Origin of the sequence: Actinomadura sp. KC06 (genome assembly GCF_004348735.1) — a bacterium.
Lineage (GTDB): Bacteria > Actinomycetota > Actinomycetes > Streptosporangiales > Streptosporangiaceae > Spirillospora.
The window spans coordinates 55338-78760 of record NZ_SMKT01000003.1 but is presented as its reverse complement, the minus strand read 5'-3'; the positions used below and the strand labels follow the sequence as shown (position 1 = coordinate 78760).

At 71.1% G+C, this 23423-nt stretch carries 16 protein-coding genes; 10 read left to right on the top strand and 6 right to left on the bottom strand.

Annotated elements, in window-relative coordinates; translation table 11 throughout:
* Positions 1–4 precede the first annotated feature (4 nt).
* From E1287_RS02020 to E1287_RS02005, 4 genes are read left to right on the top strand one after another with little or no spacing between them, the layout of a single operon-like run.
* Positions 5–1153: a kelch repeat-containing protein gene (locus E1287_RS02020; protein WP_131962958.1), complete on the top strand. Its 1149-nt coding sequence runs from the start codon at positions 5–7 to the stop codon at positions 1151–1153.
* A complete protein-coding gene (locus E1287_RS02015) occupies positions 1150–4392 on the top strand; it encodes a hypothetical protein (RefSeq protein ID WP_131962956.1) in 3243 nt (1080 codons plus the stop codon). The genes E1287_RS02020 and E1287_RS02015 overlap by 4 nt, the downstream gene beginning before the upstream one ends.
* Complete coding sequence (locus tag E1287_RS02010; protein WP_131962954.1) at positions 4373–9628, top strand: hypothetical protein; 5256 nt, start codon at positions 4373–4375, stop codon at positions 9626–9628. The genes E1287_RS02015 and E1287_RS02010 overlap by 20 nt, the downstream gene beginning before the upstream one ends.
* Positions 9621–11498: a hypothetical protein gene (locus E1287_RS02005; protein ID WP_131962952.1), complete on the top strand. Its 1878-nt coding sequence runs from the start codon at positions 9621–9623 to the stop codon at positions 11496–11498. The genes E1287_RS02010 and E1287_RS02005 overlap by 8 nt, the downstream gene beginning before the upstream one ends.
* Before the next feature lie 17 nt (positions 11499–11515).
* Here E1287_RS02005 and E1287_RS43490 read toward each other — a convergent pair whose 3' ends face one another.
* Positions 11516–11674: a hypothetical protein gene (locus tag E1287_RS43490; protein WP_165968850.1), complete on the bottom strand. Its 159-nt coding sequence runs from the start codon at positions 11672–11674 to the stop codon at positions 11516–11518.
* Positions 11675–11690: 16 nt separating this feature from the next.
* The gene (locus E1287_RS02000) at positions 11691–12446 is read right to left on the bottom strand and encodes an STAS domain-containing protein (RefSeq protein ID WP_131962950.1); all 756 of its coding nucleotides are present in this window, start codon (positions 12444–12446) and stop codon (positions 11691–11693) included.
* Between the two features lie 33 nt (positions 12447–12479).
* Here E1287_RS02000 and E1287_RS01995 point away from each other — a divergent pair, with 33 nt between their 5' ends.
* From E1287_RS01995 to E1287_RS01970, 6 genes are all read left to right on the top strand, one after another.
* Complete coding sequence (locus tag E1287_RS01995) at positions 12480–12659, top strand: ribbon-helix-helix domain-containing protein (RefSeq protein ID WP_131962948.1); 180 nt, start codon at positions 12480–12482, stop codon at positions 12657–12659.
* 1 nt (position 12660) lies between these two features.
* The gene (locus E1287_RS01990) at positions 12661–13005 is read left to right on the top strand and encodes a VOC family protein (protein WP_131962946.1); all 345 of its coding nucleotides are present in this window, start codon (positions 12661–12663) and stop codon (positions 13003–13005) included.
* Positions 13006–13032: 27 nt separating this feature from the next.
* On the top strand, positions 13033–14328 hold the full coding sequence (locus tag E1287_RS01985; RefSeq protein WP_131962944.1) for an FAD-binding oxidoreductase: 1296 nt from the start codon (positions 13033–13035) through the stop codon (positions 14326–14328).
* Positions 14329–15073: 745 nt separating this feature from the next.
* Entirely contained in the window at positions 15074–15298 is a 225-nt protein-coding gene (locus E1287_RS46565; RefSeq protein ID WP_347813943.1) for a hypothetical protein, read from the top strand.
* A 153-nt stretch (positions 15299–15451) separates the two neighbouring features.
* The gene (locus E1287_RS01975; protein WP_131962942.1) at positions 15452–16222 is read left to right on the top strand and encodes a BTAD domain-containing putative transcriptional regulator; all 771 of its coding nucleotides are present in this window, start codon (positions 15452–15454) and stop codon (positions 16220–16222) included.
* A gap of 112 nt (positions 16223–16334) precedes the next feature.
* On the top strand, positions 16335–18086 hold the full coding sequence (locus E1287_RS01970; RefSeq protein WP_165968849.1) for an alpha/beta fold hydrolase: 1752 nt from the start codon (positions 16335–16337) through the stop codon (positions 18084–18086).
* A gap of 174 nt (positions 18087–18260) precedes the next feature.
* On the opposite strand, the gene E1287_RS01965 is transcribed toward E1287_RS01970, so the two are convergent.
* The 4 genes from E1287_RS01965 to E1287_RS01955 are packed head-to-tail and all read right to left on the bottom strand — an operon-like array spanning position 18261 to position 23422.
* Entirely contained in the window at positions 18261–19997 is a 1737-nt protein-coding gene (locus E1287_RS01965) for an ABC transporter ATP-binding protein (RefSeq protein ID WP_243718508.1), read from the bottom strand.
* On the bottom strand, positions 19994–21301 hold the full coding sequence (locus E1287_RS43485) for a lanthionine synthetase LanC family protein (RefSeq protein ID WP_165968848.1): 1308 nt from the start codon (positions 21299–21301) through the stop codon (positions 19994–19996). The genes E1287_RS01965 and E1287_RS43485 overlap by 4 nt, the downstream gene beginning before the upstream one ends.
* Positions 21298–22284: a T3SS effector HopA1 family protein gene (locus E1287_RS43480; protein ID WP_165968847.1), complete on the bottom strand. Its 987-nt coding sequence runs from the start codon at positions 22282–22284 to the stop codon at positions 21298–21300. Before E1287_RS43480 ends, E1287_RS43485 begins: the two co-directional genes overlap by 4 nt.
* On the bottom strand, positions 22277–23422 hold the full coding sequence (locus E1287_RS01955; RefSeq protein WP_131962936.1) for a phosphotransferase: 1146 nt from the start codon (positions 23420–23422) through the stop codon (positions 22277–22279). Before E1287_RS01955 ends, E1287_RS43480 begins: the two co-directional genes overlap by 8 nt.
* Position 23423 lies beyond the last annotated feature (1 nt).

The following is a 23423-nucleotide window of genomic DNA, read 5'->3' as shown; positions in this document are numbered from 1 at the left end:
CGCGATGACCACTGCCACACTGGCGGCCGACGCGTGGTCGTCCGCCCCCGCCTACGCCGCGGCGGTGAGCTGGTCCGGCCAGCACGACGCGGCCGTGGTGCTCAAGGACGGCAAGAAGGCGCTGGTCGCGGGCGGCGCCGATGCCGCGTCCGCCGCCGTCCGGCAGAGCGCGGTGTACGACCTGGAGCAGAACACGTGGGCGGCGCCCGTCCTGCTCGGCACGGCCAGGCAGCTGCACGCGCTGACCCTGCTGCCGAGCGGAAAGGTGCTGATCACCGGCGGGAGGGGCGGCCCCGGCGCGCCCGCGCTGGCCACCGCCGAGCTGTACGACCCGGCCGAGGGCACCTGGACGGCAACGAGGCATCCGATGGCCGCCGGACGCTGGGGGCACAGCGCGGTCCTGCTGTCGAACGGCCAGGTCCTGGTCGCGGGCGGCAGTACCGTCAGGCCGGGCGGCACGGTGATGGCGGTGCGCTCGGCGGAGCTGTTCAACCCGGCGGACGAGACCTGGACCGCCGCGAAGGACATGACCGACGCCCGCACCGGGCACACCGCGGTCGTCCTCCAGGCCGGCAAGAAGGTGCTGGTCTGCGGCGGCAGCGTCCCGGTGGGGACGGCCGACGACCCGGCGCTGGCGTTCTGCGAGCTCTACGACACCGACGACAAGACCTGGACGCCGACCGGCGGCCTGCGCCGCCCGCGCAGCGCGCACACCGCGACGGCGCTGTCCGATACGACGGTGCTGGTCACGGGGGGCCGTGCGCCCGGGGCGCCCGGCGACGGCAGCTTCGACCCGTTCGCCCGCGCCACCGCCGAGGTGTACAACCTCACCCCGGGAACCTGGCAGGACACCGCGCCGATGCCCGCGGGCCGGGCGTTGCACCGCGCGGTCTCGCTGGGTTCGGGGAAGGTCCTGGTGGTCGGCGGCACCGACGACGTCCGCAATGAGGCCGGCTACCGCAGCGCCCTTGAGTACTCCGCCGGCGCGTGGACGCAGGTGCCCGGCCTCGCCGAAGGCCGGTGGGGCTTCGCCGCCGCGGCCTCCGGAGCCAAGGTGATCGTCGCGGGCGGCGTGGCCCGTGCCGGGCTGGCCGCCGCCGGGCAGGGCACCGAGCTGACAAAGACGTCCGAGCGGCGCGGGAGCGGTTCGTGAGCGCGAACGCGTACTCCTTCCTGCCCTGGCTGCGGACGGGCCTGACGACACAGATCACCGAGCCGCCGGGGACCGCGCCCCGGGCCACGATCAACGTCCGGCTGAAGCTGACCGGGGACGCCCTCAAGGACGGCGACCTCCCGCCCAGCCGCCCGGTCGAGCAGCCGCTGCAGATCTACGGCCCCGGCGACGTGATCGGCGTCGACCCGCGGGCGATCTCGCGGGTCGAGCCGCTGCCGTACATCGCCACCTTCGAGCCCAACTTCCTGGCGCACATCGAGTTCTACGACGAGGTCTTCCCGTGGCGGTACAGCCCGGCCCCGCCGGACGGCGCCACGAAACGGCTGGCGCCCTGGCTCGCGTTGATCGTCCTGGCCGGGACGGAGTTCGACGACGGCGCCGCGCCTGACCGGCCGCTGCCGTTCATCACCGTCACCGACCCGCGGGCGCTGCAGCCGTCCGGTGAGCTGGGGGCGTGGGCGCACGTCCACGTCAACGGCGAACTCGACGTCCCGCTGGCGGTCGACGATCCCGCTGACATGGGGGCGGCGCTCGCGAACCTCGGCCGCGTGCTGCGTGAGGCGCCCGACAGCGCGTGCTCCCGGGTGATCTGCCCGCGGCACCTGTCGCCGAAGACGAACTACGACGCGTTCCTGGTGCCGGCGTTCGAGACCGGGCGGCGGGCCGGGCTCGGCATCGAGCCCGGCGCGATCGCGGCGATGACGCCGAGCTGGGGTGTGCCGCAGGACGTGGCCACGGGCCAGCTGCCCTACTACCACCGCTGGTCGTTCACGACGGGCTCGGTGGGCGACTTCGAGTACCTCGTCCGGCTGCTGAAGCCGTTCGAGGCCAAGGACCCGGTCGGCCGCCGCGACATCGACGCGCACCGCGAGCCCGGCTTCGGGCTGCCCGGCGTCACCACGCCGACCAAGCCCGACGGCGTGCTGCGGCTCGGCGGCGCCCTGCAGCTGCCCGACTCCGACGAGAACCCCGACGCCTGGGAGAACTGGGACAACTACTACAAGCTGCGGCCGCTGCCGTGGCCGCAGTACCCGACCCAGTGGCAGCAGGCGATGGCCGGGCTGATCAACCTGGCCGAGGCGTACCAGCGGCAGCCGGTGGCGACGGCGAACGCCGAACTCGCGCCACGGGGCTCCGACCTAGAAGGCCAGACCGACCCGGTGATCACGCCGCCGCTGTACGGGCGCTGGCACGCGCTCACGCCGCAGTTGCTGGTCGACGCCGAGGGCGACCCGGTCGGCGACGCCGTGCTGCACAACTGGGTGCACCGGCTCAACCTGGACCCGCGCTTCCGGGTGGCCGCGCAGTTCGGCGCGCAGGTCGTCCAGGAGCGGCAGGACGAGCTCATGGCGGCCGCCTGGAACCAGCTCGGCGAGGCCCGGCGGGCGAACGAGAAGATCCGGGCGGCGCAGCTCGCACGCGAGGTCGGCAACCGCCTGCACGACAAGCACTTCGACCTCCCCACCACGCCCCTGGCCGCCACCGGTTCACGTGACGCCACCGGTTCGCGCACCGCCGCCGAGCCGCTCGCCGCCGCGGAGCCGCCGCCGTTGGCCTCCGCCAGGACGCTGACGCTGACCGCGCCCGCGCACGGCCGGGTGATCGAACGCGTGCCCCAGGCGCTCTCCGCACTCACGGACCCCGGCGAGCAGCTCGCGGTCGGGTTCAAGGTCGCGCGCAGCCGCGTCGCGGCGGCCCCGGTGTCCGCGCCGATGCGCCGGATCACCCGGCCGGGCTCGCGGCTGATGAAAGTGCTGGAGTTCCCTGAGGTCAGGCCCGCCGAGACGCTCGTCTCGCGCATCGACGAGCTGCACATCGCGGCCGCGCCCTCGAAGGGCACCCCACCGGCCGTCGTCACGCCCGCCGAGCTGGACGAACGCCTCCCGCCGAAGCCCCCGGGCCATCCGGTCGACGTCCTGGCCCTCAACCCGCTGTTCGAGCTGCGGCAGTACGGCGAGACCGCCACCACGCCGGTGGGGGACCGCGACAGCGACGAGGCCGCGGCGTTCAAGCGCGCGCTCCGCGAGCTCTACGCGGGCTGGGACGAAGCCGCCGCGGGCGGTCACGTCGCCGACCCGCCGAAGCTGGGCGTGACCGACGCCACCACCGACATGATGACCGGCCTGAGCTCGGACAAGACCGTCCTGGACAACCTCCTCGCCTCGCTGAACCTGCCGGACCGGCTGAGGCCCGCCACCGGCGAACTCTCCGAGCTGACCGAGGTGATGGCCTACCCGGTGTTCGACATGCCGATGTACGAAGACCTGCTGAAGATGTCGGTGGACACGTTCGTGCCCAACCTCGGCCTGATCCCGGCGAACTCGATCACCCTGCTGGAGAACAACCGCCGGTTCATCGAGTCCTATCTGGTCGGGCTCAACCACGAGATGGCGCGGGAGATGCTGTGGCGGGAGTTCCCGTCCGACTCGCGCGGGACCCCGTTCCGGCAGTTCTGGGACCCGCGGACGGCGCTTCCCGAGCCGGACGAGCCGGCCCGCGCGCGGCGCGAGCGGCTGTACGACATCCCGCCGATCCACAAATGGAGCACCGCCACCGTGCTGGGCGGGAACAGCCGCCGGAAGAACGACCTCGTGCTGGTGATCCGCGGCGAGTTGCTGAAGAAGTATCCGAACGCGGCCATCTACGCGCATAAGGCGGCCTGGCCCGTCCTGAAGGACCCGCCCGGGACGCCCGACACCAGCGGCGAGCGCGAGCTCGCGAGGCTTCCGGCGAACCTGCCCCCGCCGCCGCACCTGGTCAAACTGCCGATCTACGAGGCCAGGGCCGAGCCCGACGTCTACCTGCTCGGCTTCGACCTCGACGCGGACGAGGCGCGCGGCGAGGGCGGCGACCTGGGCTGGTTCTTCGTGATCAAGGAGCGTCCGGGCGACCCGCGGTTCGGCGTGGACGAGGACCCGCCGGGCGGGCCGCCTCCGGTCGAGGTGTGGAACGACCTGTCCTGGGGCCGCGTCGACCCGCAGGACCGGCACGGCTTCATCCAGTTCGACGCCGACATCAAGGTCAAGCTCGCCGACGAGTTCAACGGCGACGAGGACGACCAGGAAAAAGCAGAACAGCGCCTGGACGACGAGAAGATCCTCCCGGGCTGGCAGTCCGACATCAGCTCCGCGGACGTCGCCTACATCCTCTTCCAAGCACCGGTTCTGGTGGCCGTACACGCACAGGAGATGCTGCCGGATGCCCGACCTCAGTCTTGACTTCCCGGTGCTGCTCGGCCCGGTCCGGGTGGAGACGCGGTTCACCCGGGACGAGCTGCTCGTCCGGGTCTTCCCCGACGAGTGGTCCATCGACAAGTTCGAGCCCCGGCCCACCCGGGCCGAGCTCGCCGCGCTGGACGCCTACTGGACGGGCCTCTGGGCGTCCGGCGGGTCGGCGGCGGGGGAGCGGGCCGCCTGGCACGAGCTGGTCGGCCGGGTCCCCGCCGGGCGCGCGGGGTGGCTGCTGCAGGGGTACCGCCCGGCCAATCCGGCCGATCGCCCGACCGGGGTGCCGGCGGAGACGACCGTACTGGTGATCGTCAGCGCCGCACCGCTCGCGGCGAACGACCGCCAGCCCGCCGTCACGTACTGGACGGCCGTCTGGCGCGCGCACGGCGACCGCGCCGAGCTGCGGGACGCCGACATCGCGCTGCTCGCGTCCGTCGGGAAGCCCCGGGCCGACGCGATCCGGGCCCGCCGCCCGCACGGCGTGGACAGCGCGGCGGTCACCAGCGGAAACAACGTCGTGGTGGCGTTCCTCGTGCTGTCCCCGCCGCCCGCGGACCAGATCGCGCCGCAGTCCTGGACCGTGGCCGCGAAGGCCACGCTGCTGCCCGACCGGTTCGTCGTCTTCGGGTATGTGAACGGCGCGCAGGTGTTCTCCAAGCCCGGCGGCCCGGTGCGGCCGGAGCTCGCGGTGAGCCCGGACCCGGGCGAGACGAAGGCGAACCAGCTCAAGATCGATGAGACCACGGGCGTGCTGACCGTGCCGCCCGCGCTGCGCTGGCTGACCGATTTCAAGGAGGCGGTCAACGCCGGGATGGGGATCCGGATCCCCCTCGAAGCCGCGTTCCGGAACGGGGTCGACCGGCTCATCGTGCTGGGCCTGCGGGAGCAGGCCACGCCGGAGCAGTCCGCGACGGCGCTCGGCGGCCTGTTCACGCGCCAGCTCCGCAGCCCGTCCGGGTTCAGCCTGCTGCCGCAGGGGACGCCGACGAACAACACCGAGCAGGCCCCGGCCGGCCAGGACGCCGCGGCCGAGGCGGAGGCGGGGCTGGCCACGGCCGCCGGGTTCGCCGCCACCGCCGCGGACTGGACGACCAAGACCGACGGCGAGTGGTTCGCCGAGCTGCTCGGCCTCGACCCGGCGGTGCTGGCCGGGGTGCCGAACGCCGAGGGCGCCGACCGGCGCGACGCGCGGGCGGCGCACACCGCGCTGTGGCCCGCGACCTGGGGCCACTACCTTCAGGCGCTGCTGAACGGCGTGCTCGGCGACGAGCAGATCGCGCAGACCAGGAGTTTCTTCCTTGAGCACGTGTCCGGGCGCGGCCCGCTCTCCGCGGTGAAGATCGGCCGCCAGCCGTACGGCATCCTGCCGACGACCGTGTTCTCCCGGATGGCCTGGCCGGACGCGGCGAAGCACCGCAAGGCGCTGAACGCGGTCCTCAAGGAGGCGGCGAAGGACTGGCAGGCCGCGCTCGAACACGTCCAGCACCTGAACGGCCCAGCCAACGATGTAGCCGACGACCCGCACCAGAAGTTGCTGGACATCCTGGCCCTCCACCCCACATCGGCGGAGTTCCACCAGCGCTACGCGCAGAGCGTCGAGGACATCTTCAACCGGGAGAACCTGCGCGCGCTCGGCCCCCAGGTGAAGGACGCGCTCGACCAGCTGGCCATGCCGCAGCCGATCCGCGCGCTGCTCGCCCGGCTCGGCCGTCCGACGAGCGACCCGGCGGCCGACCCCGACCTGCTGCGCCGGCTGTTCACCGACGTCCACCATCCGCTGCTGGCGCCGCTCGTCGACGACCGGCCGCTGTCGGAGACCGAGCCGATCCGCGCCTACACCGCCGACCGCCGCAACTACCTGCGCTGGCTCGCCGACCACGCCCGCAACGACCTGGACAAGGTGCGCAAGGAGGAGGGCTTCCTCGACAACCGGCCGCCCTCGGCCCTGCTGTACCTGCTGGCGCGGCACGCGGTCCTGCTGGGCTGGGCGGAGGCCGCGCGGCGGCTCGCGCTCGCCACCCCCGGTTCCGCGGTGCCCGATGTGCGGGACGCGCCGTTCGTCCACATCAAAATCCCCAAGCCGGGCCAGACGATCCCGAGCGAGAGCCGGTACCGCGCGCTGTACTCGACGAACCCGGCGATGACCGGCAGCCAGACCATGCTGGTGCACGAACACCTCCGCACGGTGCTGGGCACCAACCCGGCCGCCGCGGAACTCGACGAGCAGACCAAGGCGCTCGGCCTGCTGGCGGGGCTGCCCACCGCGCGGCTGGAGCGGGTGCTCGCCGAGCACATCGACTGCGCCACCTACCGGCTCGACGCGTGGCGGCTAGGGCTGGCGAACGAGCGGCTGGCCGAGCTGCGATACGGCCAGGACGGTGCCGCACCGCCGAAGCGAGGCGTCCATCTCGGCGCGTACGGATGGCTGGAGAACGTCGCCCGGAGGGAGAGCGACGAGGTCGAGCACGTCACACCGCCCGCCGACCTGGCGACCGTGTTCGGTGCCGCCCCGATCCCGCTCGACACGGACAACGGCGGCTACGTCCACGCGCCGTCGCCCGCCCACGCCCGGACGGCCGCCGTGCTGCGGGCCGGATACCTGGCCAACAGGACGCCGGACACGAGCGCGTTCGCGGTGAATCTGACCTCCGAGCGCGTCCGGCTCGCCCTCACCATCCTGGACGGCATGCGCCAAGGCCAGTCCCTGGCCGCCCTGCTCGGCTACCGGTTCGAACGCGGCCTGCACGACCGCAGGATCGGCCTGGACCGGTACATCGCCGGGCTCCGGCTGAAGTTCCCGCTCCGCGCCAACAAGATCGGCGAGACCGCCCCGGCGCCGGACGATCCCGCGCGTCCCAAGCGCATCGAAGAGGTCGAGGCCCGCATCGTGATCGACGGGCTGGCCCTGCTGCGGCACGTGAACGCGCTGCCCGAGGCGGACCAGCGCTACCCGTTCGGCTTCACGGACCTGCAGCCCGCCGGCGAGGGCGTGGTCGCCGACGTCGGCAAGGAGATCGACGCGCTGCGCAACGTGCACGACGCGCTCGCCGATCTCGCCGTGGCCGAAGGCACGCACCAGGCGCTGCAGGGCAATCCCGAACGCGCTTCGGCGACCATGGACGCCTACGCCAAGGAAGGCGTCGCGCCCGAGCCGTCCGTCGTGGAGACCCCGCGCAGCGGCACCACCCTGACGCACCGCTTCGGGCTCCAGCTCATGGCGGATCGTCCCCCCGGCCTCGGCACGCCCCGCGCCAGGGCCGAACCGGCGGTGAACGCCTGGCTGCCCGCCGTGCTCCCGGGCCCCACGGCCGTGGCCGCGCTGGTCACCTGGCGGGATCCGGACGACGGCGCCAAGCGGCACCGCCTGGTGACCCAGCACGAGACCGGCCTGGACGCGATCGACCTGCTCTGGGCCCTGCGCCCGGCGGACGAAGCGGCGATGACCGACCTGGACGACCGGATCCTCGGCGTCGTCATCGAGCAGTCGAAGCCGCGCCCGGACGTCGAGCTGACGATCGAGTACACCACCCGCATCTCCGACCAGGACGGCGTCGGATTCTCCGGCAAGATCGGCTTCTTCGAGCTGTCGCCGCTGGTCGCGGCGCTGCGCACGCTGCTGACGACCGCGCGGCCGCTGCGTCCGAGCGACCTGGCTCCGGCCGCCGGGAGCGCCCCGGTCGCCCGCGCCGCGGACGACGCCGTATCGCTGCCGCGGGAACGCCCGGCCAAGGTCCTGGAGGCCCTGACCGGCCTGCGGGACGACGTCGCCGAATTCATCGCCGACCTCGGGGAGCTGTACCCCGCCGGCGCGCCCCCGGCCCGCGCCGCGTTGATCAGCGGGATCGACACCTTCCTCGGCCGGTACGCGAAGCTGACCGTGGCGGCCGGCGGGTTCGGCCTGGTGCGCAGCAGCTGGGGCGAGGTGGCGCTGTGGCGGCGCGGCGTGTTCACCGCCGTCCTGGCCGCCGCCGCCGAGGCGGCCGCGCGGATGACCCGCGCGCTCCAGGCCGCCGACCTGCTGCTCGCCCAGTACGACGCGCTGCCGCCGTCCACCCCGGTCGAGGAGCGGTTCCGGATCCTGCAGCAGGCCGAGGGCCTGCTCACCACCATGCCGGGCCCGCGCCCCCCGGACGTGGACGACCTCCGGGACCGCGTGGACGACCTCCGAGACGACTTCGACGACCGCCTGAAGAAGCTGAAGCAGATAGCCAAGACCAACAAGACGACGCTGAGCGGCCTGCTCGCCGAGGTCGCGGCACAGCTGCCGCTGACCGACGTCGATCCCGCCGGGCTGGACCTCACGCCCTACGAAGACCAGGTCGTCGCGTTCGGCCGCGAGCTCCTCACCCGCGCCGGGAAGCTGAAGGACGAGCTGTCCGCCCGCGCCGAGGCCGCGAACAAGGCGCTGGAGACCCACGACAAGACCATCCCCGGCCCGGACCGGGTGCAGGCCGCGCTCGACGCCCTCAAGGCCCTGCTCGGCGAGGACGTCCTGGCCGTGCCCAAGTTCACCCCGCCGAGCCAGCTCCTCCAGCAGTTGAGCAGGGCGCGCAACGACAGCGACCGGCTCGTCGCGCACCTCACGCCCGCCCGGGACTTCCCCGTCGACGACTGGCTGCACGGCATGGCCCGCGTCAGGGAGAAGCCGCGGCTGTGGGAGAAGACGGTGACCCTCGCGAGCGGGCTCCTCGGGCCCGGCGGACTGCTCGGCATCCTCGGCTGGAAGGAGCCGGCGCTGTCGCCCGTCCAGCTGCCGCACGTCGCGGGCGACCACTGGCTGGCCATGGAATTCGCCAAGGACCCGAACCTGCCCGACCAGCTCGGCGAGGACCGGCTGCTGTTCACCGCGCACTACACGTCCCCGCTGATCGGCGACCAGTGCGGGCTGGTGTTCGACGAATGGACCGAGGTGATCCCGGCCGAGCGCGAGACCACCGGCATCGCGATGCACTACAACGGCCCGGACGCCGAACCCCCGCAGGCGATGCTCCTCGTCGTCCCGCCCGTCCGCGACCCCGCCGGCCGCTGGACGCCCGGCGACCTGATCGACGCGATCGTCGAGACCTTCGACCTCGCGAAGACCCGCGCCGTCGAGCCGGAGCATCTCGGCGGCACGGCGTACGCGCACCTGCTCCCGGCCACGGTGATGTCGGCGACCCGGCGGCAGATCACCATCGGCACCGACCTCGCGATCGCCAACCTGCGCTGGAGGGCCGCCCATGAGTGAGCCGAACCCCGTCCCGCCTACGTTCGCCGAAGAACTGGCCGGACGCCGCCACCCGACGGTGGGCGTGTGGAACCGGCTGGAGGGCCGCCCCCGCACCGCCGACTTCGAGCGGGCGCTGCGCGTCGAGGTGCGCGACCCGCTGTGGATGCTGACCCGGCAGTGGCAGCTCGGCGAGTTCCGCGGGACGGACGCGGGATCGCCCGTCACCGCCACCTACTCGGTCAGCCCCTCGCGGCCAACCCGGTTCCGCCCGCACGGCGGCCCGCCCGAGGACCTGCCCACCGACCGTCCGCTGGAGACCATGGCGGAGCGGCGGCTGCTGCCGTTCGCGTTCGGCGACGAGGAGATCGCCTTCGACCTGCGCGTGATGATCGGCCACCGGTGGCTGAAGCTGCTCGGCAAGCACAACCTGCTCGGCCTGGACCTCTTCCGCTTCGAGAGGCAGTACATCGCCAAGTACCCCATCCAGCTGCCGGACCCGGAGCACCCCGCGAAAGAGGACACCGCCCGGCTCGCGCATCCCGAGGTCTGGGCGACGATGCAGACGATCGCCGGCCGCCGGATGGACGGCTACCTGCTCTACCGGCACATCAAGGGCGGCGGGAACGCCGCCGACGGCATCAACGGGCTGCTGCACCGCGCCACGCTCAACAGTCTCGGCAAGCGCCTGGTCGCCTGGTTCGACGCGCTGATCGACCAGCCGACCGGCGTCACTCCCGAACGCCCCGACGGCGACGCCACCTGGGACCCGCGCCGCCTCGAACACCGCTTCTCCGTCTCCGCCTCGGTGCCCGGCGGCGAGAAGGTCGTCACCGCCCAGGAATACCCCGGCGGCGAACTGGACTGGCACGCCTTCTCCGTCGACCCCGGACCGCCCCTCGGCGGGACGAGGCCCCCGGAGAAGACGCTCAGCCGCACGGTCTTCCCGGCCCCGGTCCGCTTCTCGGGAATGCCGCTGCCGCGCTGGTGGGCGATCGAGGACGGACGCACCAACTTCGCCGCCGTCCGTCCGGACAGCACCGACCTGGCGCGCCTGATCTTCCTGGAATTCGCGCTGGTGTTCAGCAACGACTGGTACCAGCTGCCCTGCGACCTGCCCGCGGGCACGATGAACAAGATCCGCGGCCTGGTCGTCACCGACGTCTTCGGGGAGAGGCTCTGGATCACCCCCGCCGGCGCCGGCGACGACGAGGACCAGCGGCGCTGGTCGATGTTCACCCTGGACACCATCGGCGCCGACCACGTGCCCGCGGACACCGACCTCCTGCTGCCGCCGAGCGTCCCGAAGGTCGCCGAGGGCCCCGCGCTGGAAGAGGTCCTCCTGATCCGCGACGAGAACGCCAACTTGGTCTGGGGCATCGAGCAGACCGTACGGATGCCGACCGGCGAACCCCGCCGCGGCAGCGAGGCCGCGGCCGAGGCCCTGGCATTCCGTCAACGCCACGCAGAACCGACGCCCGACGAAGAAGACCCACCGCGCGCCCCCCTTTCCTACCAGGCGATGAACGCCATCCCGGAACACTGGATCCCGTTCATCCCAGTGCGCGTGCCAGGCGACAATCGCGAAATCCAGCTCCAGCGCGCGGCGATGCCCAGCGTCGTGGACGGCCGGCCCGTCCCGGCCCGCACCACCCTCCTGCGCCACGGCTTCGACGCGGGAACGCAGTACTTCGTGAACGAGGAGGAGGTGCCACAGGCTGGCACTCGCCTGTCGGTCGCCTTCAACCGGACCCGCTGGCGGGACGGCCGCGTAGTGCTCTGGCTCAGCGCCCACCGCGGCGTAGGCCGCGGCGAAGCCTCAAGCGGCCTCCGCTTCGACACCCTGATCAACACCCCGACGACGCCGACCGAAGCCCTACGGGGGAGCTGACCGGTCCTCGCCCGCAGTCATCTGCCGGTCTCTTTGAGAATGGCCAGGGCGAGCCCGGTCGCGCCCAGGAACGCCATGAACCCGGCGATGGCCTGGGACGCCGAAAGCCCGGCTGCGATCCCTGTCGCCAGACCGGCGACCACGCCGACGGCGACGGCGCTCCCGACACGATTCATCTCGTCGCTCCCGTCGTCACCGAGGCCAGGTGAACCGGCTCGTGGGTCCCCGCATGTATTTGCGGATGGCCGCCAGGGCGTCGTCCATCGACGCGTGCACCCCGAAGATCGTGTCGAGCATTGTGTTGGCCAGAAGCCGACGCGGACGTTGATTGGGGCAGACCACGGAAAACCAGTCGCCGTGCAGACGAAGCCGGAACCGGAACATGACGAGGACACCGAGCGCCGTCGAGTCGATGAAGTCTATTCCGCTCAGATCGATGACGATGTTCACCGAGGTCGCCTTGCCGGGATCGTCCAGCCATTCCAGGAGCGCGTTCCGCACCGGCCAGGCGGTGTGGACGTCGAACTCGTTGTCCGTCGTCCTGATCTTCGCGACGACGATCCCCGGTTCCAGTTCGTAGATGTGGACCAGTGTTCCCTTTGCTTCGACGGCCACTTCGCGAGGCGCTTCACCGGCGGTCTCGCCGGTGCCGGTCAGCCGGGCGAGTTCCCGCCTGATGTCCTCCTCGGCGGCGACCTGGTCCGCGTCGCCCGGCTCACCGCGGCCGGTCGGAGGCTCCTGGCACCGCTCCGGCAGGACGTCGTCATACCCGTCCAGCGAGATCGTGGATTCCGCCGCCGAGAACTTGCGCAGCGCGTCAGTGGCGGCGTTGCGCAGGCACGTCGTCAGGTAGGCGCTCGGGCCGTCCTTGACTTCCGTCCCGGGATTGAGGTACTTGACGCCGACGGTTTGGCGAGAGTCGGGCGGTGGGGAGCGGCCTCGATACACCGTGCTAACTTTCTAGCATGCTAGCCTGCCTGGATGGGTGAGGCGGAGGTCAAGCAGTTCAACGTGTACCTGCCGGTACCGCTGATCAAGCGGGTCAAGCATCACGCGATCGAGACGGGTATGTCCCTGTCGGCGTTGGTCGCCGACGCGTTGCGCACCTACCTCGACGACGCCCACGGGCAGCAGGAGCGCACATCCGAGAAGGAGTCATGACATGGCGACTGAAGGGTTCGAGGCGGTGTTCTTGGAAACCCGCAACTGGGGGAAGACCGCGAGGTTTCTCCAGGCCCTGGGATTCGAACTGGAGATCGCCACCGGCGAGGGCTCCGGCGTGTTCCGCAACGGCGAGGGGCCCTATCTCATAGTCACGGAGTGCCCCGAGGACCGGCAGCCCGGGATGCAGGTCGCGTTGAAGGTGGCCGACGCGGCACGGTTCGACCCCGATCCGGCCGTGGAGGTGGTCACCCCGTTCCAGGACACCCACTACGGGACCCGGGAGATGACCGTCCGCGATCCCGACGGACGGCTGTGGAGCTTGCAAGCCCCACCCGAGAGCTAGCACGTGGACTACAGGGGGAGTTCTCAGATGACGAGCAGTGATCTTCGGGGAGCGGTCAAGGGCCGGGTGCTGGAGCGCGGCGACGACGGCTTCGACGCAACCCGCAAGCCCTGGAACCTGGCCATCGAGCAGCCGGTGGCTGCCGTGGTGGAGGCCGAGGACGCCGATGATGTGGCCGCGCTGGTCCGATACGCGCGTCGGTCGGGCCTGACGGTCACCGCCCAGGCCAATGGTCACGACGCCTCGGGCGACGTGGAGGGGGTGATCCTTCTGCGCACCAATCGTCTGGACGGCGTCCGGCTGCACGAGCGGGAGCGGCTGGCCCAGGTCGGCGCAGGGGCGAACTGGGGGCAGGTACTGGCGAAGACGGGGCCCGCGAACCTGACCGGACTGGCCGGCAGTTCACCGGTGGTCAACGTGGCCGGGTACACGCTGGGCGGCGGCCTGTCCTGGTTCGGCCGCAGATACGGCTGGGCCGCCGACAGCGTGCGCGCCCTCGACATCGTCGACGCCGACGGCGACCGGACCCGGGTGAGCGACACATCGGATCCGGAACTGTTCTGGGGACTGAGAGGCGGCGGCGGCGACTTCGCACTGGTGACGTCACTCGAATTCGATCTGCATCCGGCGCCGTCGGTGTACGGCGGGCGCGTGATCTGGCCGGGTGCGCGCAGCGGCGAGGTGTTCGAGGTCTTCCGGAAGATCACCGACGAGGCGCCACCGGAATTGACCGTCTGGTTCAACCGATTCGGATTCCCCGGAGCCCCGCCCATGGCGGGCCTGGACCTGACCTACCTCGGCGACCCGCGCGAAGGGGCGGCGCTGGTGCGCCGGATCGACACGATCGACGGCGTGATCAGCGACAACCGTGGCGTCGTGGCAGTGGCCGACCTGGGGGCGATCACCGGCGAACCGACCAGCCCGACCCCCGCGGCAACCCGCGCGGAGCTACTGACCGACCTGCACGAGACCCTGGCGACCGAGCCGATCGACCCGCTGATCAGCATCCAGGTCCGGCATCTGGGCGGTGCGCTGGCCGAGCCGGGCTCCGGTGCGGCTGGAGCACTGGCCGAGCCCTACCTTCTCCAGATGATCGGTCTGGGGGCCGATCCGGAAATCGCGCACGCCGCCCGCGGCAGACAGGTCCAGATCGTCGAGCAGCTCGGCGCCGTCGCCTCTGGACGCAAGCCGTACACGCTGCTGGCCCCCGAAGAAACGGCGGCCGACGCATTCCCCGAATCCGCCCTCACCCGGCTGCGCGAACTCAAGCGCTCCCGCGACCCGCACGGCGTCTTCCGCGCCAACCACAGCGTCCTCACCTAACGACCCCTGCCCAGGAGCAATGTGCTCGACCGGACACGCGACCAGGGAAGGTTATGAGTACCGGGCCTGCATCAAGCTTGGCGTTAAGGGCCTGGACGACCCGGCCAAGGCGATCGGCCAGGCCTATCAGCGGGTATGCGTGGACCTGCACACCCTGACCGAGGTCGGCCTGTACGGATACCACCAGGTTTCCCCGCAGCACCGACTGTGGATCTGGGAACCGACCTGGAACAAGCCCGCCAAGACCTCCCGATCGGCCGCTGAGCCAGCTTCGCCCGGCTCGGGCCACTGCCGCCGACGACGCGGCGTCCTGGCTGGGCCGATGGCTGTGTGCGCTGGGCGTACCCGCCCAGGATCTTCGTTTGGCAGGACGCGGCGACAAAAAGGGCAGCAAGTCCGACGTCACCGCCGGCGTGAACTGGGTGACCAGGAACGCGGTCAAGCCGGCCGTGGTCAACATGAGCCTCGGTGGCGGCCGGAGCTTCGTCGAGGACCTGTTCGTCAAGGCCTCGGTCCTATCCGGGCTCACGTACGCGGTCTCCGCGGGCAACGACGACATCGACGCGTGCCGGCGCTCCCCCGCCGCGGTGCCCGAAGCGATCACCGTGGGCGCCACCACGAGCACCGACGCCCGCGCCTCGTTCTCCAACCACGGACTTGCCTGGACATATTCGCGCCGGGCAGCTCCATCAGGTCCGCCGGACACGAGGATGACACCGGCGCGCGCCTCAGCTCCGGGACGTCGATGGCGAGCCCGCACGTGGCCGGTGCCGGCGCCCCGTATCTGGAGAACCACCCGGCCGCCAAGCCCCCGGAGGTCACCCACGTACTGGTGAACAACTCCACCAAGGGGATCGTCGGCGACGCAGGGCCTGATTCCAAGAACCGGCTGCTGTTCACCAACACCTCCGACACGCAGGTGCAGGTCCCGGACCTGGTGGGCGACTCCCTCCAATGCCCCACGATGTGACGCTTGTCACATACCTCGATTGAACGTTCATCGACCCCTGGTCGTGTATCCGGGTAAACGAGCCGAATCCCCGCGGCGGCTCCGACGTTTGGGGGCGCGGTGGAGTTCGGGACTGGTGGCGATGTCGGCGTCGTGATCGATGTGCTCGGTTCTGTGACTGTGTGCAGCGAGGGTCGCCCGATCTCGCTGCCCAGGCGGCGCAGAAGCCTGCTGGGCCTGCTGGCGCTGCGGGCGGGGACGGTGGTCACGGTCGGGCAACTGGTGGACGGCCTGTGGGGCGAGGAGCCGCCGCCGACCGCGGTCCGGACGTTGCACAGCCATCTCGCCAAGCTCGGCGCGACCCTCGCGGCAGGCAGCCGGGACCGGATGATCCTCCGGCGGGACCCCGGCTACCTGCTCGCCGTGAACGCCGTGGACGTCGATCGGAACCGCTTCGAGGAGCTGGTCGCCGACGGGCGGCGCGACAGCGCGCGGGGGGCCTACGGGGAGGCCGACCGCGCGTACCGCGCCGCACTGGAGCTGTGGCGCGGCCGGTCGCTCGCCGACTGCAGCGTGCACGGCTGGGCGGCCGCGGAGGGCGCCTATCTGGCCGAGCTCTGGCTCGACTCGCAGGAGGGGCTGCTCGGCGCCCAGCTGGCGACCGGGACGGCGGAGGGCGCGCCGGCCGGGATTGACCGGTTGCTCGCCGAGCACCCGCTGCGGGAGCGGCTGTGGGAGCTGCGCATGGTCGCCTTTCTGGTCGCCGGCCGGACCGCCGAGGCGCTGGAGACCTACCAGCGGGCGCAGCGGACCCTGGCGGCGGAGCTCGGTGTCGGGCCGGGCGCCGGACTGCGCCACATCAGGGCCGGGGTGCTCGCGGGCCGGTCCGATCCGCGGTCGCTGCTCAGGATGGCTCCCGCACGCCATGACCGGGCTCGCCGCTGACCCGCGCAGATGGTCGGTGAGGCTCGGTGCGTGCGCCCGATCAGCATCGGCTCTGCTACGTACTTTCTTCGGGGGAGTTATGCGGTTTCGGATTCTTGGGCCGCTTGAGGTGTTGGACGGCGAAGCCTGTGTCACGGTTGGCGGACCGCAGCAGCAGGCGTTGCTGGCCGTCCTTTTGTTGCACGCCAACCGGGTAGTTTCTAGCGATCGGTTGATCGATCATCTGTGGGCAGATCAGGCTCCTTCTGCGGCGCGCGAGCTATTGCAGGGATGTGTCGCGCGGCTCCGCCGGGCTCTGCCGGCCGACAGCGGGCGGCAGCCAGTTCTCAGGCGTGCGCCCGGCTACATGTTGGAAACCCGGGCGGGTGAGCTCGACCGGGATCGGTTCGAGGAACTGACCGCTGCCGCACACGCGCTGGCCGATGACGCTTCCGCTTCTATAGGCGCGTTGGAGGAGCGGTCTGCGCTACTGACGCAGGCTCTCGCGCTGTGGCGCGGTCCCGTGCTCGATGGGATCTCGCTGGACGTGTGCCAGGTGGAGGCCGTGCATCTGGAAGAGCGCCGCCTCGCGGCACTTGAGGAACGCGTAGAGGTCGATCTGCGGCTCGGCCGGCACACCGACATCGTTGGTGAGCTGCGGTGCTACGTCCGTATCCATCCTCTGCGCGAGCGTTTCTGGGCATTGTTGATGACCGCGTTGGCGCGTGCCGGACGCCAGGGTGACGCGCTGGCCGCGTTCCGGCAGCTTCGAGAGAACCTCGTGGAACAGGTGGGTGTCGAGCCGTCGGCCTCGCTGCAACAGCTGCACCGGCAGATCCTGTCCGGAGCCGAGGCGTCCACCGTCGCGAGCGCTTTCGCCGCCCAGATCCCCCGCCAGATCACCCGTACGCCTGTGGTCGATGGCGCCGTCGAGTCGCCCGCACATCCAGCGTGCCCGTCGCGCCGGACGGTAGGACACGGCGGTGGTCCGTGCCCTTCCGGCAGTCGGATCCGAGCTGGCCGCCGCCGCGCGCGCCGCCGCGAGCCAGTGCCGCCGGCTGAGCAGCTGGTGCGCTTCACCGCCGTGAACGGTCGTCGGGTCGCATGGTCTGCGGTTGGCTCGGGGCCTGTTCTGGTGACCGGGGGCTGGTTCTGCAGTCACCTGGAGCTGGACTGGCGCAACCCGGCTTTCCGGAAGTTCGTCACCGCGATTGCCGAGCACTTCACCATTGTCCGGTACGACAGCCCTGGCAGGGGCCTGTCTGATCGGGACGCCTTGCCCAGCGCCGACCCGGACGATGAGATTGCCGTGCTGGCGGCCGTGGTGGATGAGGTCGCCGGGACCAACGATCAGGTGGCGCTGCTCGGCGGCTCGTCTGGAGGATGTGTCGCGGCGGCTTATGCGGCGATGTGTCCAGATCGGGTCGAGCGGCTCGTACTGTACGGCAGCTACGCCCACGGCGCACAGATCGCCGAACGACATGCACGGGAATCGATCCTGTCGATCGTTGGCGCACATCCGGGCGTCGGCTCCAGGCTCCTCGCCGACATCTTCGTTCCGGACGGGAGCACCAAGGAACGCGACGAGTTTGCCGCGTTCCTGCGGGCGGCCGCGACACCGGCCATCACTGAATCCTCGCTAAGCATGGTTTACAGCTTGGACGTGCGCGATCGGCTCGGCGCCGTACGCGCGCCCACGCTCGTACTGCATCGTCGTAAAGACCGGGCCATACCGTTCGCGCTCGGACAAGATCTGGCACGCCAGATCCCCGGTGCCTTGCTCATCGCCCTGGAGGGCAAGGACCATCTGCCGTGGCGGGGCGACATGACAACCCTCCTACAGGCCGCGCTCGGCTTCCTAAGCAATAACCCCAGAGTCGGCTGAGCTCTCTGCTGCCTCTGTCGCCCCTGGACCTGGGCCTTCTCCATGGACCTACGCCAGTTCTGGTATCTGAAGCATCCTCGGGATTCCTGCGGAGCGAGGGTGGCGCCGGGGGGCCTGCGACGCGCCGAAGCCGGCCGACGTGACCGCCCTGGTGACCCGAGCGGGCGGCGCCGGTTAGGTGACGAAGGCGGTGTATCGGCCGTTGCAGCGGAGGAGGCTGGCGTGCGTGCCGGTCTCCACGACGCGGCCGTGGTCCAGTACGACGATCTGGTCGGCGTTCCGGACCGTGGACAGCCGGTGTGCGATGGTGATCGTGGTCCGGCCTTGGGTGAGCAGGTCGAACGCCTGCTGTACCGCTCGCTCGGTCGCGGTGTCCAGCGCGCTGGTGGCCTCGTCCAGGACGAGCACGCGCGGGTCGCGCAGCAGCGTGCGGGCGATCGCGATCCGCTGCCGCTCGCCGCCGGAGAAGCGGTGCCCGCGGGACCCGACCACGGTGTCGTAGCCGTCCGGTAGGCCGGTGATCAGATCGTGGATCTGGGCGGCGGTGGCGGCCGCCTCGATCTCGGCGTCGGTCGCCGACGGCCGTGCGGACCGGAGGTTGTCGCGTACGGTGCCGTGCAGCAGGTAGGTCTCCTGGCTGACCATGCCGACGGTCGCGGCGAGGTCGGCGAGCGTGAGGTCGCGCAGGTCGATGCCGTCGAGGGTGACCCGGCCGCCGGTGGGGTCGCGCAGCCGCGGTACGAGCGATGCCAGTGTGCTCTTGCCGGCGCCGGTCTCGCCTACCACGGCCAGCGTCGTCCCAGCGGGTACGTCAAGGGTGACGCCGGCGACCGCGGCCGGGCCGCCACCGGGGTAGGCGACGGTGACGTCCTCGAAGCGTAGCTGGCCGGTGACGGTGGCCGGGTCGATCCGTACGGGGTCGGCTGGGTCGTCGATCTCGACCGGTAGGTCCAGGTACTCGAAGACGCGTCCGAAAAGGGCCAGCGAGCTGCTCACCATGGCGCCGGTGTTCAGCAGGCCCATCATCGGCTGGAGCAGCGCCGACTGCAGGCCGGTGAACGCGACCACCGTGCCGATGGTGGTCGTTTCGGCGTAGCCGGCGCCGACGTAGATCATGGCCGGGATCGCGGAGAACAGGACGTTCAGCGCCACCATCCGCCACCGGCCGGTGAGCTGGGCGCGGAGCTCGAGGTCGACCAGGCGGGTGGAGATCTCGGTGAACCGGGCGACCTGGCCGGGCCCGGTGCCGAGCGTCTTGATCAGCTGGATGCCGTTGACCGAAAGGCTCTCCTCAACCGTGACGGTGAGATCTTCGTACTCGAGCTGCCGCTGGCTGAGTACTCTCCGGCGCAGCGCGGCGACCTGGCGGGTGACCAGCACCGCCGGTGTCGTCACCACGAGCGAGATGAGCATGAGCCGCCAGGACAACGCGGCCATCGCCACGGCAACGGCGAGGACCGTCGTGAGCTGCAACGCGGCCGAGGAGGCGGCCGAGATGATCACGTTCTGCAGGCCTCCGACATCGTTGGCGATCCGCGACTGCACCTCCCCGGCCCGGGTCCGGGTGAAGAACGCGAGCGACTGCCGCTGCAGGTGGGCGAACACCTCAGTCCGCAGCCGGTGCATGATCCGCAAGCCGACCCGGGAACTGATCCAGCCCTGCACCATGCTCAGAACGGCGATCAGCGCCGCCACCGCGACGAGACCGGCACCGAGCTGGTAGAGCAGAGCAAGGTCGCGCCGTGGCAACGCGGTGTCGATGACCGCCCGCACCAGGAACGGTGACACCGTCCCCACCACGGACGTGGCAACGGTGACCGTCAGCATCAGGACCAGCGCCGGCCAGTGCGGCGCGAACAGCCCGCCCAGCCGGTGCAGCGGCACCTGCTCGGGGTCGGCCGGCTCGGTCACCGACCCCACCGCACGGGCAGCAGCAGGGATGGGAGCTGCGGTGCCGCCAGCCGGAGGTAGAAGTAGCCGATCCCGGCCAGGCCGAGCATCAGGTTCGGGCTCTCCTCACTGTGGGTTCCGCACGGCCAGGTGCCGGTACTCGCGTTCCGCTCCAGCCCGTGGTCGGCGACGAGCGATGGGATATCGCGGCCGCCGGCGTCGGCGCCGAGGATCACGCCCGCCTGCTGGAAGGACTCCGCGTTGCCGGGGAGCCCGTGACAGAGCGAGTAGTCGGCGCCGCCACCTTCCAACAGCTGGCGCGTCACCCGCTCGGTGGTGGCGAGCGCCGTGGTCGCGTCCTGCCGCCACTGCGGCTCGCCGAGCTGCTCGTAGGCGTACAGGCGGGACAGCGCGATGCCCGGGGCTCCGGTGCACCACAGCGGGGTGTACACGCGGGCCCGGCCGGCGTCGGTGTGGCGCCGAAAGTCCGGCCAGTCGCCTTCTTCGACGCTCAGCCAGCGGTTCTCATAGCGCATCGCGTTACGGGCGGCCGTCGCGAACAGTTCCTCACCGGTCAGCCGGTACGCCTCGATCAGCGCGACGGCCACTCCCGCCGTGCCGTGCGAGAGTCCGGTGAGATCACGCTGAGCGGATATCCGGAATGAGTGCCAGGACCAGCCGGTGCGGGTCTTGCGGGCGGTTCGTAGCAGCCAGCCGGCGGCCGTTGCCGCCGCCTCGGCCAGCGCGTCCTCGCCGGTGTAGCGATGTCCCAGGACAAGCGCCAAGACGGTGCCGGCCATGCCCGACATGAGGTCGAACTCCGGCCGGCCCGGCGACTCGACGTCCTGCCCGTCGATCGCCTCGACGAGCCGGCAGACCTCACGCAGCAGGCCGGTCCCGGCGTCGACGAACTCCGCGGCGTCCAGCAGCAGCCCGGTGCGAAGCGCGGCCACCCCCATTCCGGACCAGCCGGTGTAGAAGGCCACGCGCATGTGGGGATCGAGCTCCTCGCGCCGGGAGAACGCATGCCGCATCGCCGCCAGCGCCGTCGGCCGGAACTCATCCTGGCCAGTGGTTGTGCGCAGCTGGGCGAGGAACAGTGCGACGCCGCTGCTGCCGGCGTACAGGTTCGGGCCGAGCGCTCGGTAGGTCAACGCGAGCCTCGCGCCGTTCCGGTTCCGCAGATCCAGCGGTTCGGCGCCGACCCAGTTGCAGCGGTCTCCCGACCAGATGGCTTCGGCCACCAGCCGGGCGCCGATTCCCACCGCAGCCGACAGCTGCCGGTCCGCGGTGTCGGCGGCGGGGCTGTAGCCGGGCGCGGTCATGAGACGCCAACCAGGTCGGGACTCAAGTGCGCGGCGTCCAGATCGATGCGGGCTTCGGCAAAGCGTTCTTCCACGGCGGCCAGTACGGTCGCGTCGTCGGCCCATCCCGATTCGTGCGACCGCACCAATGCCTCGGCGAGCAGCCGGCAGCGGTGCTCCCCGAAGCTTCTCCCTGTTCCCGGGTCTTCGGCGAAACCCAGACCAGGGGCCAGTTGGGCGGTGAACACCGGCGTACGCGGGGAGAGGAAGCCGGCGATCTCGGCGTGCAGGGCGAGCATCAGATCGGCCAGCGCGGGATAGTCGTCGCGGGGCAGATAGATGACTCCCGCGTCGCACCGCATGAAGGTGTTCGGGTCGTTCGGCACCTTGAGGTTGAACGCCGCCGCCGCGGAGTTGAGCAGCCGAGTCGCGGCCGCGACGAACGGGGCGGCCCCGTCCGGGCGCAAGTTCCAGTACAGGCGTACGGGCCGTCGGCTGTCCATCGGACGGTCGCCGCAGGCCAGGTAGAAACCGGGGGAGGCCCAGAAGAGTTCCTTGGGCAGCCGTAGTGCAGCCCACTCGCCGGAGGCCGGCACGTCGGCCGGTGTCGTCCGGGTCAGCTCGTCCGCCATGACGGTCAGTTCCAGCCCGTTCTTGACGACCATCACTCCGTACTCGTCGGTTCCCCGCACCTGCCAGCCGCCGTCCAGATGTCCCTGCCCGCAGTTCGCCGCCGACAACGCGGCCTCGAAATCGTGCCGGCTCGCTGACAGCCTGTTGACATGCCATCGCGTCCGCTCGGCTCGACCGTGTCGGTAGAAGTCGGTGTACAACCGGCTGGACAACTGGTCCACGAGATAGTCCCGGGTCGCGCGCGAGCTGAGCGTACGGGCGGCGCGGGCCGCCGGCCGCGCAGACATCACGCCGAACCACGAGTAGCACGCCGGCGGGTAGATGCGGGTGGCGGCAATGGCCTCGGCCACCAGCGCGCGGGTGTCACTCATCACTTCCCTCTCGCGGAGACAGGCCAAGCAGATGCTCGGCCGCTTCTCCGGGCCGGGCCAGCACGTTCTCGGCCAGTTGGGTGAGGCAGACCACCACCGTGGATACTCGGGACAGGGGCTTGGTCCGCTCGCACGCGGTCTGCAACAGCCGTGCGCCCGCGTAACGGACGCTGCGGATCAGTGCCGCATCCGCCGTCGCGGCGTCCCACCCGCGGGCGCGCACGTAGGTCGCCCAGAACGCCCGCATCGCATTGTGCATGCGCCCCAGCGGGAAGCGAGCCTGGTCGAGGTAGTGGTCGGGTTGCTCGCTGCCGGTCAGCGGGAACGAGATCAGCCAGTGGTGCAGGTAGGAGGAGAAGATCGAACCGGTGTCCCAGCAGGCATCGCCGAGGTTGCCGAGCTCCCAGTCGACGAGCGCCAGCCGGGTATGCCGGCCGGAGGTACCGGCCGCGAGGACCATACAGTTGTCCAGCTTGAGGTCGTGGTGGATGAAGGCATCGGTCCGCCAGCCGGCGCGTAGCTCCGCGAGCGCCGCCCGCAGCTCCGGAGACGACTGCACGATCCGCACCAGCCCGATGCCCGCGTTACTCATCTGGCGATAGAACGCCGTTCCCGGCCGGTCCAGCCGCAGCGCCCAGGGCAGGTAGCCGGGAAACTCCGACGGTCGTTCCCGCGCCGGGCCGGTGGCATGTTCGTGCAGATCGGCGAGTGCGGCCCCGAGCCGGGTTCCGAGGGTGACAGGAAAACGCCGCGTACGGGCATGGTGGGTGAGCAGGTCCGATGCGTCCGGGAACAGTTCCAGGACGAGCACGCCGTGGTCTGCGTCGAACCCCAGGCAGCGTGGCACCGGTACCAAAGCTCCGCTGGAAGGATGTCGCCGGGGAAGCGAGTCGAGCAGCGCATATACCGCTGCCTCGTGTGCGGTCGTTCCCGGCCCGGTCCAGCCGGTGACCGGCTGGACCGGATCGGACCTACCCTGCTTGATGAACAGCCCGACCGCCGGGTCGGCACGCACAATGACGTTGCTATGACGGCTGGACGCATCGACCATGCCGAGACCGCCGTCGACTACCGCGTCCGGGTGAACATGCTGCCGATCCAGCAGATAGCCGGTCAGCTCCGATAGGCCGAGGACCATG